Origin of the sequence: Aurantimonas coralicida DSM 14790 (assembly GCF_000421645.1) — a bacterium.
Classification (GTDB): domain Bacteria; phylum Pseudomonadota; class Alphaproteobacteria; order Rhizobiales; family Rhizobiaceae; genus Aurantimonas; species Aurantimonas coralicida.
Window position 1 is genome coordinate 268334 of record NZ_ATXK01000003.1, and the last position, 14227, is coordinate 282560.

Consider the following 14227-nt stretch of genomic DNA (forward strand, 5'->3'; position numbering starts at 1 on the left):
CATGATTCCTGCTATCGGAGCGAGCCTGCCCCGCATCCAGACCGGCAGCGTGGATGCCGGCCTCGCCACCACCGGCGCAACCGCGACCCCGCAGGGCGCCGGCGCCGATTTCAGCGCCGTCCTGTCGCAGATCGCCAAGGACGCCGTCACCACCGTCCAGTCCGCCGAGGCCACCTCGATCCGGGGAATCAACGGCCAGGCGACCACCCAGGCCGTCGTCGAGGCGGTCATGGAAGCCGAGCGGACGCTGCAGACCGCAGTCTCGATCCGCGACAAGGCGGTCAGCGCCTACATGGAACTGTCGCGGATGGCGATCTGATCCGGCGGTCTCCGCCACCTGAAACTTTCCACGGCGCCCCGTATCGACGGGGACCGGGTACACCGTCCTGAAGGAAGCATCCGATGCGAGCCCTTGCGATCGCCGCGACCGGCATGAATGCGCAGCAGACCAATGTCGAGGTCATTGCCAACAACATCGCGAACATCAACACGACCGGCTTCAAGCGGGCCCGTGCCGAGTTCACCGATCTGCTCTACCAGGTCGAGCGCGCACAGGGCGTCGCAGCCCGCGGCGGACAGGGCGTGGTGCCCGAGGGCGCCCAGCTCGGCCTCGGTACGCGGCTTGCGGCCATCCGCAACCTTCATATCCAGGGCACGCTCAACCAGACCGGCAACAAGCTTGATCTCGCCCTGAACGGTGAAGGCTGGTTCCAGGTCCAGGGGCCGGGCGGCGAGATCCTCTACACCCGCGACGGTGCCTTCAACACCAATGGCGACGGCCAGCTCGTGACCCTCGACGGCCTGCTGGTCGATCCGGCGATCACCGTGCCGGCCAACACCAGCGAGGTCATCGTCAACGAGAGCGGCCAGGTCTTCGCCCGCGTCGGCGGTGCCGCCGATCTGGAAGAGCTCGGCCAGCTGACCCTCGCCACCTTCGCCAACAATGCCGGCCTTGCCGCGCAGGGCGGCAATCTGTTCCGCGAGACCATCGCATCGGGTGCCCCGACGGCCGGCGTGCCGGGCGACGAGGGCTACGCCACCATCCAGCAGGGCTATCTGGAAGATTCCAACGTCGATCCGGTGAAGGAAATCTCCGAGCTGATCTCGGCCCAGCGCGCCTACGAGATGAACTCCAAGGTGATCTCGGCCGCCGACGAGATGGCGAGCGTCGTCTCGAAGGGGATTCGCTGAATCATGGGCGGCGGTACGCGCGATCCCGGCCGGGTCATGGCCGTACTCTACGCCGTGGCGCTGGCGCTCGCGGCCCTCGTCATCCTGTCGGTTCCGGTTCGTGCCCTGGCGGCCGAACTCGAACTGCCGGTGCCCACGACGGTCATCTATCCCGGCCAGAGCGTCACCGCGCCGGGGCTCAACCACAAGGCCTTCTACGTCAAGGACGACAAGATCGGGCTCTATGCCGTCGATGACAGCGCGCTGATCGGTCGGGTCGCCCGCCGCACCCTTCTGCCGGGCAAGGCGATCCGCCTGTCCGACCTGAAGGAGCCGGATCTGGTGCGCGCCGGAGCCGCCGTCACCCTCGTCTACAGCGAGGCGGGCCTCGTCATCACCGGCCAGGGCACCGCGCTGCGCTCCGCTGGCGCCGGCGAGACCATACGCGTCCGCAATGCCGACAGCGGCATCATCGTCTCCGGCATCGTGTCGGCGGACGGCAGCATCAGGATATCGGGATGATCCGCAAGCGTCTGATCCTCGTCGCCGGCCTGGTCGCCGCATTGGTGAACAGCAGTCTGGCGGCCGATTATCCGGGCTCGGGCGGCGGCGTGCCGTCGCTGCCGGCGCCGGTCATCGGCGATGCGGCGAGCGCCCGCGGCAGCGTGCGCATCAAGGACATCGTCGACATCCGCGGCGTGCGCCCCAACCAGCTCGTCGGCTACGGTCTCGTCATCGGCCTGCAGGGCACCGGCGATTCCATGCGCAACTCGCCCTTCACCGAACAGTCGATGCAGTCGATGCTCGACCGCATGGGCGTCAACATCCGCTCGCAGAATTCGCGCAGCAAGAACGTCGCCGCCGTCACCGTGACCAGCGAGCTGCCGGCCTTCATCGGTACCGGCTCGCGCATCGACGTGACCGTGTCCTCGCTCGGCGACGCCACCTCGCTGATGGGCGGCACGCTGGTGATGACGCCGCTCTACGGCGCCGATGGCGAGATCTATGCGGTTGCGCAGGGGTCGCTCGCCGTCAGCGGCTTCGCATCCGAAGGCGACAGCGAGAAGCTGACCCAGGGCGTGCCGACCACCGGCCGCGTGCCCAATGGCGCGCTGGTCGAGCGTGAGGTGCCCGGCGGCTTCAACGACGACGGCAAGCTGGCGATCGAGCTACGCAATCCCGATTTCCGCACCTCGATCCGCGTCGTCGACGTGATCAACGATTATGCCCGCAGCCGCTGGGGCCAGCCCGTGGCGCGCGAGGAGGATTTCCGCACGGTGCATCTCAAGCGCCCGTCCGAGGTCTCCAGCACGCGCTTCATCGCCGAGATCGGCGAGTTGCGGATCGCACCGGACCAGCCGGCACGCGTGGTGATCGACGAGCGCACCGGCACCGTCATCATCGGCAAGGACGTGCAGATCTCCCTCGTCGCCGTGACCCACGGCAATCTGACGGTGCGGATCAGCGAGATGCCGTCGGTGTCGCAGCCGGCCCCGCTCTCGGACGGCCAGACGGTCGTCACGTCGGAGACCATCATCGACGCTCGCGAGGATGGCGGCAATTTCGCCTTCGTCGGCGGCGCGGATCTCGAAACAGTCGTCCGCGGCCTCAACCGCATCGGACTCAAGCCGACCGGGATCATCGCGATCCTGCAGGCGATCAAGACGGCCGGCGCCCTTCAGGCCGAACTCGTGGTGCAATGATGATCCAGGCTTTCCATCCCCGCTGGCGGTGCCTCGCCCTGTTCCTGACCGTCTCCCTTGCCGCGGGTACCGCCCATGCGGTCGAAGCCAAGAAGCCGGTGCAGCCGGACGAACTGCCGCCGCAGGAAGTGCGGGTCGTCGGGCCGAAGGGGGAGGTGATCACGCCGCCCAAGCCCTCGACCGAGGTCGAGGCCTATTGCCTGAGCATCGCCGACAAGGCCCAGGACGCGCGCTATGCCCTCGAGCAGAAGCAGCTGACCGAACTGGAAGCGGCGGTCTCCGAGCAGATCGACGAATTGCAGGCCAAGCGCGAGGACTACAACGCCTGGCTCGCCGAGCGTCAGCGCTTTCTCGACGACGCCTCCAAGATCGTCGTCGACATCTACACCAACATGGATTCCGTCGCCGCCGCGTCGCAGCTTGCGATCGTCTCGCGCAGCGATGCCGCGTCGGTGCTGGTGCGCCTGAAATCGCGCCTGGCGAGCGACATCCTCAGCGAGATGGAACCGAAGGTGGCCGCCGAGATCGCCTCGCTCATCGTCGCCAAGACGTCGGCAGGCAGCACGCAGGGCGCCGAGCAGGTTGCGGAGAAGCGCACGTGAAGCCCTTGATCCTTCTCGCCGTCGCGGCACTCGCCGGCTGTTCGACAGCCGGCAATGACGCGCTGCGCGAGCCGTCGCTCTCGCCGGTCGGCGCAGGGCTCTACGAATATCCGCCGATCATCGCCCAGCCGGCGTCCTTCCCGGCCAGCAAGCCGCATACGTCGCACTCGCTGTGGTCCGACGCCCGGGCCGATTTCTACCAGGACCCGCGGGCCCTCAGTGAAGGCGACATCGTCACCGTCAAGATCCGCATCCGCGACCAGGCCTCGATCGACAACAATTCCGAACGCTCGCGCAAGTCCGGCATCGCCGCCGGTCTCGATCTGGCCGGCAATCTCGGCCAGTACACGCTGCCGACGGTGGGCGCCCAGCTCGGCTCGGACAACAGCTCCGACATGACCGGCAAGGGCAAGATCAAACGCTCCGAGGACATCGACCTGTCGGTCGCAGCGGTCGTCGGCCAGAAGCTGCCGAACGGCAATCTGTTCATCTCGGGCCAGCAGGAAGTGCGGGTCAATTTCGAGGTGCGCGTGCTGTCGATCGCCGGCATCATCCGGCCGCGCGACATCCTGCCCGACAACACGATCAACTACGACAAGATCGCCGAGGCGCGGATTTCCTACGGCGGCCGCGGGCGGATCACCGATGTCCAGCAACCCGGCTGGGGGCAGCAGATCTACGACGCCGTCGCCATCCAGTAGGGGACGCTGCCGTCAAGGCAAGTCTCGCGACAGGCTGAACCGTTAACGCTCGATCGTCGGGCAGGGCTGGACCATGAGGGTCCGTCCGTCGACGAAACAGCGGAAGGGTTCGGCGCATGGCCAGCATTGGCGCATCGGACGAAGAGACCGAAAAGGCAGGGGGTCTGATCCCCACGGCGATCGCAGTGGCGATACTGACGCTCGTGGGCGGCGGCGGCGGCGCGGTGCTGGGCATGATGCTCGCTTCGCCGGAACCCGCAGCGGCCACGACGGCGCCGGCCGAGGCGCCCGGCGCCGAGATCGTCGACATCGAGGCCGGCGATCTGGCCGAGAGCGCGGACAAGCTGCCGCTCAAGCTGATGCCGCTCAAGCCGGTCCTCACCAACATCTATTCGCCGCCCCAGACCTGGCTCCGCGTCGAGGCGGCCCTGGTCTATCGCGACGACGGCTCGGCCGATCCCGAGGTGCTGGCTGCCCAGATCGAGGCCGACACGCTGGCCTTCCTGCGCTCGGTGCAATTGTCCCAGGTCGAGGGCACCCGCGGCCTGATGCATCTGCGCGAGGATCTGCGCCAGCGCGCCAAGCTGCGCTCGCCCGCCGTTGTCGACTACCTCATCCAGACGATGATCGCCGAATGAGAACGCTCCTCTTTCTGGCGGCGCTGCTGTTTGCCGGACCGGCGCTCGCACAGACCGCCCAGACCTCGGGACTGCCCGATCTCGCCAGCCTCCTGCCGGCCGGCGACTCGACCGCCTCCGGCCGCATCGTCCAGCTCTTCGGCATCGTTACCATCCTGTCGATCGCGCCGGGCCTCCTGGTCATGGTCACGTCCTTCACGCGCATCGTCATCGCGCTGTCGATCCTGCGCACCGGTCTCGGCCTGCAGACGACGCCGGCCAACCTGATCCTGATCTCGCTGTCCTTGTTCATGACCTTCTTCGTCATGGCGCCGACCTTCGACCGGGCCTGGAACGACGGCCTGCAGCCGCTGCTGAACAACGAGATCACCGAGGAAGAGGCGTTCTACCGGATCAGCGAGCCGTTCAAGGACTTCATGCTGACGCAGGTGCGGCCGGAAGACCTGACCTTGTTCGGCGACATCGCGGCGGCCACCAGCCGCGAGCGGGTCGAGCCGGAAGAGCAGGGCGCTGCCGACGAACGTGATGTCGATCTGCGGGAGCTGATCCCGGCCTTCATGATCTCCGAGCTGCGCCGCGGCTTCGAGATCGGCTTCCTCATCGTTCTGCCGTTCCTGGTGATCGACATGATCGTCGCCACGCTGACCATGTCGATGGGCATGATGATGCTGCCGCCGACAATCATCTCGCTGCCGTTCAAGATCCTGTTCTTCATCCTGATCGACGGCTGGAACATGCTGGTCGGATCCCTGGTCCGATCCTTCTTCTGACGACGCGATTTTCCGGGCGCGTTCCGCCTGCCGCGTCGTCAGCCTTAACTCCCCATTAAGGTTAACAAACTACCTTCACGACCAATGGGGGCGAGCGCAGGCGGGCCTCCGTGCGTCGCCTTAGCGGAATGCGGGCGAAGTTAGCACCGAGGGTAGAGTGTCATGACCAGCATCAATACCAATATCGCGGCCATGGCGGCCTTGCAGACGCTGCAGGCGACCAACCGGTCGATGGATGCGACCCAGAACCGCATCTCGACGGGCTACCGTGTCGCCGAAGCCAAGGACAATGCCGCCTATTGGTCGATCGCCACGACCATGCGCTCGGACAACAAGGCCCTGTCGGCAGTCGAGGACTCGCTGGGTCTCGGCGCCGCGAAGGTCGACATCGCCTACACCGCGCTCGAAAGCGCCATCGACGTGGTCGACGAGATCAAGGCAAAGCTGGTCGCGGCCAGCGAGCCGGGTGTCGACAAGACCAAGATCCAGTCGGAAATCAGCGAGCTGAAGAAGCAGCTTCAGAGCATCGCGTCCTCCGCCTCGTTCTCCGGCGAGAACTGGCTACAGAACGACGCCGCGGCCGCCGCCGGCTCCAAGGACATCGTCGCCTCCTTCAACCGCGACTCCACCGGCTCGGTCTCGATCGGCACGATCACCGTCGACGTGTCGGCGATGACCCTGATCGGAACGGACAACGAGACCACCGGCGTTCTGACCAAGACCTATGATTCCGACGCGCTGCTCGCCACGCCAACCGGCACTCCCGTGAACTACCGGCTGATCGACGTGCCGGGCGAGACCACGGCCGCGGCCGGTACGGTGATCGAACTCGATAGCGCGACGACCCCGGCCGAAGTGAACGCCATGGTTCGCGTCGTGGACAAGATTCTGACCGACATGACCAATGTCGCCGCCAATCTCGGCGCGGCCAAGTCACGCATCGAGCTGCAGCAGAACTTCGTCTCCAGCCTGACCGACTCCATTTCGTCGGGCATCGGCGCGCTGGTGGATGCGGACATGACCGAGGAATCGACCCGGCTGAAGGCACTGCAGACGCAGCAGCAGCTCGGCGTGCAGGCGCTGTCGATCGCCAATTCCTCGAGCCAGGCGATCCTGCAGCTCTTCCAGAACTAATCGAAGCAACATTTCGGCGGCGCCCCTCGCGGTACGCCGGCGTGACGAACGAAAGCCGCCCCCTGGGGCGGCTTTTTGCGTTCTGAAGTACGGCGCAGGCGGGCGAGGGGAGGCGGCCTGAAAGCCTCTGTTAACCATGAAAGACAACGGGGCGTTACCGTTAACGCCTCGGAAGGAGCCTGCCGCGATAGTCGTCCTCATAGCGATGCGTTCCACCTTGCAGGTCGGGAACGTAGGGCATGATGCCGTCTCGCTATGCCGGCCAACCCGGACTGTCCCCCCATTCAGTTTTCCGCGTTACGGGACATCATCATGACCTCGATCAACACCAACGTGTCGGCAATGACGGCTCTCCAGAGCCTGTCGATGATCAACAGCAACCTCAACGAGACGCAGAGCCGCATCTCGACCGGCTACCGCGTCAACGCGGCGTCCGACAACGCCGCCTACTGGTCGATCGCCACGACCATGCGATCGGACAACAAGGCGCTTGGCGCCGTCGAGGACGCGCTCGGCCTCGGCCAGGCCAAGCTGGACACCGCCTATACCGGCATGAAGGCCGCCATCGACGTGGTCGACGAGATCAAGGCGAAGCTGGTTGCCGCGCGCGAGCCGGGCGTCGACAAGACCAAGATCCAGGCGGAAATCACCGAGTTGCAGGGCCAGCTCACCTCGATCGCGACCTCGGCCTCCTTCTCGGGCGAGAACTGGCTGTCGATCGGCACCGGCATCGTGGCCGGCACCAAGACGATCGTGTCCTCGTTCAACCGCGCGGCCGACGCCTCGGTTTCGGTCAGCACCATCGGCGTCGACACCACCAAGACGAAGTTGTTCGATTTCGACAACAACGACGGCATTCTGGACGTCGGACGCACCAACGGCACCGTCGTCTCCACCTTCACGATCACCGGTGCCACGGCAGACAACGTCATCTCCGCCATGATTTCGGACGTGGACGAGGCGCTGCAGGCGATGACGACGGCCGCCTCGAACCTCGGCGCCGCCAAGAACCGCGTCGACATCCAGTCGGAATTCGTCTCGACCCTGCGCGACTCCATCGAGAAGGGCGTCGGCACGCTGGTCGATGCGGACATGACCGAAGAGTCGACCCGCCTGAAGGCGCTGCAGACGCAGCAGCAGCTGGGCGTCCAGGCGCTGTCGATCGCCAACTCCTCCTCGGAATCGCTGCTGGCGCTCTTCCGCTAAGACACCACCCACAACTACTGAGATCGACGGGTCCGGCCGCAAGGCCGGGCCCGTTTTGCGTTGCAGGCGGTCTCTGTCGGACAGGGCAGGAATGCCCACCGCCCGGTGACGGAAAGCGGCGCAATCCGGCCTGCGTCAGAAATTGCTGGAAACAGAAAGCGTTAACCACCTTCCTTAGGTGCTTGGTAGCCAGCTACTGGCATGGTGTGCCTATAGCGAGGTGGCCGATCGTTCAGGGGCCACGGGCATGATGCCGTTTCGTTATGCCGGCCGATCCGGACTGTCCCCCTGTTCATTTTTCTGCGTTACGGGACACCATCATGACCTCGATCAACACCAATACGTCGGCGATGACGGCTCTCCAGAGCCTGTCGATGATCAACAGCAACCTCGACGAGACCCAGAACCGCATCTCGACCGGCTTCCGCGTCGGTGCGGCATCCGACAACGCCGCCTATTGGTCGATCGCCACCACCATGCGCTCGGACAACAAGGCGCTCGGCGCTGTCGAGGACGCACTCGGCCTTGGCCAGGCGAAGGTCGACACCGCTTACACCGGTATGAAAGCCGCCATCGACGTCGTCGATGAGATGAAAGCGAAGCTCGTCGCAGCGCGTGAGCCGGGCGTCGACAAGACCAAGATCCAGGCCGAAATTACCGAACTGCAGGGCCAGCTGACATCGATTGCGACCTCGGCATCGTTCTCGGGCGAGAACTGGCTGTCGGTCGATTCCACGGCACCGGCCAACGCCACCAAGTCGGTCGTCGCCTCCTTCAACCGTGACAGCGCAGGCGCCGTCTCCGTCGGCACGATCGAGATCGACACCTCGAAGACCAAGCTGTTCGATGCGGCCACGGATGCGGCGTCTGCCGGTACCGGCATCCTCGATGGCAAGTACAGCGCGGCCAACGGCAGCTACCTTGCCACTCAGACCGACCCTGGCTTTACCGTCTCGACCCTCAACATCTCGGCCCTGACGGACGCTGCCGGCGACGTGACGACGCTGAACTCCTACATCAGCGGTGTCGACGACGCCCTCCAGCGGATGACGACGGCTGCCTCGAACCTCGGCGCCGCCAAGAGCCGCATGGATATCCAGTCGGAGTTCGTCTCCAACCTGCGCGATTCCATCGAGAAGGGTGTCGGCACGCTGGTCGATGCGGACATGACGGAAGAGTCGACCCGCCTGAAGGCGCTGCAGACGCAGCAGCAGCTGGGCGTCCAGGCGCTGTCGATCGCCAACTCCTCCTCGCAGTCGCTGCTGTCGCTCTTCCGCTAACACACGACAACCCGACACTGAGATCGACGGGTCCGGCCGCAAGGCCGGGCCCGTTTTTGCATGCGCGGATAGGCGGCCGGCAGGGGCTTAATGAGATGACCGTCATCGATGGCAGGATAGTTGCAACTTGCTATGGTTTCGAATTTGCGTTGAAAAAGAATACGTTAACCACCTTCCTTAGGCGCTTGGTAGCCAGCCGCTGGCATGTTGCGGGCATAGCGAGGTGGCCGGTCGGGCCACGGGCATGACGCCGTTTCGCTATCCCGGCCAGCCCGGACTGTCCCCCCTGTTCATTTTCCGCGTTACGGGACACCAATATGACCTCGATCAACACCAACGTGTCGGCGATGACGGCTCTCCAGAGCCTGTCGATGATCAACAGCAATCTCGACGAGACCCAGAACCGCATTTCGACCGGCTTCCGCGTCGGTGCGGCTTCCGACAACGCCGCCTACTGGTCGATCGCCACCACGATGCGTTCGGACAACAAGGCGCTCGGCGCGGTCGAAGACGCGCTCGGCCTCGGCCAGGCGAAGGTCGACACGGCCTATACCGGCATGAAGGCTGCCATCGACGTTGTCGACGAGATCAAGACCAAGCTGGTTGCCGCGCGCGAGCCTGGCGTCGATCGCAACAAGATCCAGTCGGAGATCGCCGAACTGAAGAACCAGCTGACGTCGATCTCCGAGTCGGCGTCGTTCTCCGGCGAGAACTGGCTGAATTTCGACGGTGCGGCCGTCACCAAGAACGTCGTCGCCTCGTTCAACCGCAGCAGCGCCGGCGCCGTCTCGGTCGGAACGATCGCCATCGACGCCTCGGCCGTGAAGCTGATCGGCACCGACGGTGCCGCGACCGATGACGGCATCCTCAACAAGGATGCGCTGATCGGTGACGATGCCACGAAGATCGCCGGCAACGTCATGGACATCGACATCAGCACGGCAGTCCTCGACCAGGCCGCGGTGGATGCTGCCTACCTGGGGGCCGAGACCGTCGAGACCGTCATCGACGCGATGATCACGAATGTCGATACGGCGCTGAAGAGCATGACGACCGCAGCCTCCAATCTCGGTGCTGCCCAGAGCCGCATGGATATCCAGTCGGAGTTCGTCTCCAACCTGCGCGATTCCATCGAGAAGGGTGTCGGCACGCTGGTCGATGCGGACATGACCGAAGAATCGACCCGCCTGAAGGCGCTGCAGACGCAGCAGCAGCTCGGCGTCCAGGCGCTGTCGATCGCCAACTCGTCCTCGCAGTCGCTGATGTCGCTGTTCCGCTAATCCGGAACGCAGTCATTCTGAAGCGAACGGGTCCGGCCGCAAGGCCGGGCCCGTTTTGCGTTTGGGGGAGGGGCAGCCCGCATCTTAGCATTTGATTCAGGATGAACTTTGAAGCGAAAGTCGGCAGACGCCGTTAACTATCAAACTTAAGTAGTGAGTAGGCCCGGCGGCGCAAGGTAGCGCCATAGCGAGGTGACGGGCGTAGGGAACGCCGGTCACGGGCATGATGCCGCTTCGTTATACCGGCCGGCCCGGACTGTCCCCTGTTTGAAATTCCGCGTTACGGGACAACACCATGACCTCGATCAATACCAATACTTCGGCCATGACGGCGCTGCAGAGCCTGTCGGCGATCAACAGCAGCCTCGACGAGACCCAGAACCGCATCTCGACCGGTTACCGCGTCGGTGCGGCGTCCGACAACGCGGCCTACTGGTCGATCGCCACGACTATGCGCTCCGACAACAAGGCGCTCGGCGCCGTCGAAGACGCCCTCGGTCTCGGCCAGGCCAAGGTCGACACGGCCTATACCGGCATGACCGCCGCGATCGACGTGGTCGACGAGATCAAGACCAAGCTGGTTGCGGCGCGCGAGCCGGGTGTCGACAAGACCAAGATCCAGTCCGAAATCAAGGAACTGCAGGGTCAGCTGACCTCGATCGCGTCCTCCGCCTCGTTCTCGGGCGAGAACTGGCTGTCGATCGGCACGGGTATCACGGCCGGCACCAAGAATGTCGTTGCCTCGTTCAACCGCGCCGCTGACGGCACGGTCTCGGTCGGCACCATCGGCGTCGACACCACCAAGACCAAACTGTTCGATACCGACGGTACGAACGGCATCCTGGACGGTGCGCGCTCGGGATCGACCGTCGTGTCGACGCTGGCGCTGACCGGTGCGACCAGCGACGCGGACATCTCGACGATGATCTCGGACGTCGACGAAGCGATCGGGCTGATGACGACCGCCGCCTCGAACCTCGGCGCCGCCAAGAGCCGCATGGATATCCAGTCGGAGTTCGTCTCCAACCTGCGCGATTCCATCGAGAAGGGTGTCGGCACGCTGGTCGATGCGGACATGACGGAAGAGTCGACCCGGCTGAAGGCGCTGCAGACGCAGCAGCAGCTGGGCGTCCAGGCGCTGTCGATCGCCAACTCCTCCTCGCAGTCGCTGCTGTCGCTCTTCCGCTAACACACGACAACTCGACACTGAGATCGACGGGTCCGGCCGCAAGGCCGGGCCCGTTTTCGCGTGAGGGGAGGGCATGTGGCCGGCCGGACCCTTAGCAATTCATTCAGGATGGCGCACGAAGCAGCCTCTGCCGAAGTCGTTAACCAACAACCTTAAGTAGCCGGTAGCTGATGCCGGCCGATGGTGTCCCCATAGCGAGGTGACGGGCGTAGATCGCCGGTCACGGGCATGATGCCGCTTCGTTATGCCGGCCGATCCGGACTGTCCCCTGTTTGAAATTCCGCGTTACGGGACAACACAATGACCTCTATCAACACCAATACGTCGGCAATGACGGCTCTGCAGAGCCTGTCGGCGATCAACAGCAGCCTCGACCAGACCCAGAACCGCATCTCCACCGGCTACCGCGTCGGTGCGGCGTCGGACAATGCCGCCTACTGGTCGATCGCGACCACGATGCGCTCGGACAACAAGGCGCTCGGCGCGGTCGAAGACGCCCTTGGCCTTGGCCAGGCGAAGGTCGACACGGCCTACACCGGCATGACCGCCGCCATCGACGTCGTCGATGAGATGAAGGCGAAGCTGGTCGCCGCCAAGGAGCCGGGCGTCGACAAGACCAAGATCCAGTCCGAACTCAAGGAGCTTCAGGGACAGCTGAAGTCCATCGCGACGGCGGCCTCCTTCTCCGGCGAGAACTGGCTGGCAACGGACAACACCGCGAGCCGCTCAATCGTCGCCTCCTTCAACAGGGATTCCGGTGGAAACGTCAGCGTCGGCACCATTAGCGTTGCCGTAACGTCGACCCAGCTGATGGATGCAGCTGGCGCCGCCGGTGGAACCCTCGGTACCAATGGTGCGGCCAGCGGCGTTTCCGTGCTCGCGATGGACATCTCGGCGGCCAACGATACCGCGCTGACAAACATGATCACCGACGTCGATACGGCGATCAAGACCATGACGACGGCCGCCTCGAACCTCGGCGCTGCCAAGAACCGCATGGACATCCAGTCGGAGTTCGTCTCCAACCTGCGTGACTCCATCGAGAAGGGTGTGGGCACGCTGGTCGATGCCGACATGACGGAAGAGTCGACCCGCCTGAAGGCGCTGCAGACACAGCAGCAGCTGGGCGTCCAGGCGCTGTCGATCGCCAACTCCTCTTCGCAGTCACTGCTGTCGCTCTTCCGTTAGGACACGACACCTCGACACTGAGATAGACGGGTCCGGCCGCAAGGCCGGGCCCGTTTTCGCGTTGATGCGGGCGCTTATTGTCGCGATTGCGCAAGGTTTCATTAGAGCTTGATTCAGGATCGCGAGGCAAAGACCGAAGCGGATCCGGCGTTAACTCTCAAACTTAAGTAGCCGGTAGTCGATGCCGGCCGAAGGTGCCCCCATAGCGAGGTGGCCGATGAAGAGATCGTCGCTCACGGGCATGATGCCGCTTCGTTATGCCGGCCAATCCGGACTGTCCCCTGTTTGAAATCCGCGTTACGGGACAACACAATGACCTCGATCAATACCAATACTTGGGCGATGACGGCTCTGCAGAGCCTGTCGGCGATCAACAACAGTCTCGACCAGACCCAGAGCCGCATCTCCACCGGCTACCGCGTTGGTGCAGCCTCTGACAACGCCGCCTACTGGTCGATCGCAACCACGATGCGCTCGGACAACAAGGCGCTCGGCGCCGTGCAGGACGCGCTTGGCCTCGGCCAGGCGAAGGTCGACACGGCCTACACCGGCATGATCGACGTGGTCGACGAAATCAAGTCGAAGCTTGTCGCCGCGCGCGAGCCCGGTGTCGACAAGACCAAGATCAACTCCGAAATCAAGGAGCTGCAGGGCCAGCTCACGTCGATCGCTTCCTCCGCGTCTTTTTCGGGCGAGAACTGGCTGTCGGTCAACAGCGGTGCCGCGGGCTACACGGCGACGAAGTCCGTCGTGTCGTCGTTCAACCGCGACAGCGCCGGCGCGGTCTCGGTCGGCACCATCGGCGTCGACACGTCGAAGACGAAGCTGTTCGACTCGAACGGCGCGGCCGGTATCCTCGACACGGGTCGCACGGGTCGCACGGGTCGCACGGGTCGCACGGGTGGCACGGTTGTCTCCACCTTCACGCTGACCGGTGCCACCACCGACGCGAACATCTCCACCATGATCTCGGACGTGGACGAGGCCCTCGGTGCGATGACGACGGCCGCCTCGAACCTCGGCGCTGCCAAGAACCGCATGGACATCCAGTCGGAGTTCGTCTCCAACCTGCGTGACTCCATCGAGAAGGGTGTAGGCACGCTGGTCGATGCGGACATGACGGAAGAGTCGACCCGCCTGAAGGCCCTGCAGACGCAGCAGCAGCTGGGCGTCCAGGCGCTGTCGATCGCCAACTCCTCCTCGCAGTCGCTGCTGTCGCTCTTCCGCTAACACACGACAACTCGACACTGAGATAGACGGGTCCGGCCGCAAGGCCGGGCCCGTTTTCGCGTCTGTGCATGGCGCTTGCCGAAGTATTTTCGGCAGATGCGAGTTTCTTAATGGATCGTTCACGATGACCGCGATC

At 64.5% G+C, this 14227-nt stretch carries 15 protein-coding genes; all 15 read left to right on the top strand.

The window, feature by feature from the left end:
- Position 1 precedes the first annotated feature (1 nt).
- The 15 genes from fliE (at position 2) to H536_RS0109890 (ending at position 14091) form a co-directional block, all read left to right on the top strand.
- Positions 2-319: a flagellar hook-basal body complex protein FliE gene (fliE, locus tag H536_RS0109815; protein ID WP_024350311.1), complete on the top strand. Its 318-nt coding sequence runs from the start codon at positions 2-4 to the stop codon at positions 317-319.
- Between the two features lie 83 nt (positions 320-402).
- Positions 403-1191: a flagellar basal-body rod protein FlgG gene (gene flgG / locus H536_RS0109820; RefSeq protein ID WP_024350312.1), complete on the top strand. Its 789-nt coding sequence runs from the start codon at positions 403-405 to the stop codon at positions 1189-1191.
- A gap of 3 nt (positions 1192-1194) precedes the next feature.
- Positions 1195-1692: a flagellar basal body P-ring formation chaperone FlgA gene (flgA, locus tag H536_RS0109825; protein WP_024350313.1), complete on the top strand. Its 498-nt coding sequence runs from the start codon at positions 1195-1197 to the stop codon at positions 1690-1692.
- Positions 1689-2873 carry a flagellar basal body P-ring protein FlgI gene (gene flgI / locus H536_RS0109830; protein ID WP_230784673.1) on the top strand — a complete coding sequence of 395 codons (1185 nt, stop codon included), beginning with the start codon at positions 1689-1691 and terminating at the stop codon, positions 2871-2873. Before flgA ends, flgI begins: the two co-directional genes overlap by 4 nt.
- The gene (locus H536_RS23230; protein ID WP_155898448.1) at positions 2873-3475 is read left to right on the top strand and encodes a MotE family protein; all 603 of its coding nucleotides are present in this window, start codon (positions 2873-2875) and stop codon (positions 3473-3475) included. Before flgI ends, H536_RS23230 begins: the two co-directional genes overlap by 1 nt.
- Positions 3472-4176, top strand: a complete 705-nt coding sequence (gene flgH, locus H536_RS0109840; protein ID WP_009210349.1) for a flagellar basal body L-ring protein FlgH — start codon at positions 3472-3474, stop codon at positions 4174-4176. The genes H536_RS23230 and flgH overlap by 4 nt, the downstream gene beginning before the upstream one ends.
- Positions 4177-4292: 116 nt before the next feature.
- Positions 4293-4814, top strand: a complete 522-nt coding sequence (locus H536_RS0109845) for a flagellar basal body-associated FliL family protein (protein WP_024350316.1) — start codon at positions 4293-4295, stop codon at positions 4812-4814.
- Positions 4811-5584 (top strand): flagellar type III secretion system pore protein FliP, encoded by a 774-nt coding sequence (gene fliP / locus H536_RS0109850; RefSeq protein WP_024350317.1) that lies wholly within the window; start codon positions 4811-4813, stop codon positions 5582-5584. The genes H536_RS0109845 and fliP overlap by 4 nt, the downstream gene beginning before the upstream one ends.
- Before the next feature lie 162 nt (positions 5585-5746).
- A complete protein-coding gene (locus tag H536_RS0109855) occupies positions 5747-6718 on the top strand; it encodes a flagellin N-terminal helical domain-containing protein (RefSeq protein WP_024350318.1) in 972 nt (323 codons plus the stop codon).
- A gap of 312 nt (positions 6719-7030) precedes the next feature.
- Positions 7031-7924 (top strand): flagellin N-terminal helical domain-containing protein, encoded by an 894-nt coding sequence (locus H536_RS0109860; protein ID WP_024350319.1) that lies wholly within the window; start codon positions 7031-7033, stop codon positions 7922-7924.
- A 320-nt stretch (positions 7925-8244) separates the two neighbouring features.
- Entirely contained in the window at positions 8245-9204 is a 960-nt protein-coding gene (locus H536_RS0109865) for a flagellin N-terminal helical domain-containing protein (protein ID WP_024350320.1), read from the top strand.
- Between the two features lie 317 nt (positions 9205-9521).
- On the top strand, positions 9522-10484 hold the full coding sequence (locus H536_RS0109870) for a flagellin N-terminal helical domain-containing protein (protein WP_024350321.1): 963 nt from the start codon (positions 9522-9524) through the stop codon (positions 10482-10484).
- 295 nt (positions 10485-10779) lie between these two features.
- Positions 10780-11673, top strand: a complete 894-nt coding sequence (locus H536_RS0109875) for a flagellin N-terminal helical domain-containing protein (protein ID WP_024350322.1) — start codon at positions 10780-10782, stop codon at positions 11671-11673.
- A 300-nt stretch (positions 11674-11973) separates the two neighbouring features.
- The gene (locus H536_RS0109880) at positions 11974-12861 is read left to right on the top strand and encodes a flagellin N-terminal helical domain-containing protein (protein WP_024350323.1); all 888 of its coding nucleotides are present in this window, start codon (positions 11974-11976) and stop codon (positions 12859-12861) included.
- A 312-nt stretch (positions 12862-13173) separates the two neighbouring features.
- A complete protein-coding gene (locus H536_RS0109890; protein WP_024350324.1) occupies positions 13174-14091 on the top strand; it encodes a flagellin N-terminal helical domain-containing protein in 918 nt (305 codons plus the stop codon).
- The last annotated feature ends 136 nt before the right edge of the window (positions 14092-14227 follow it).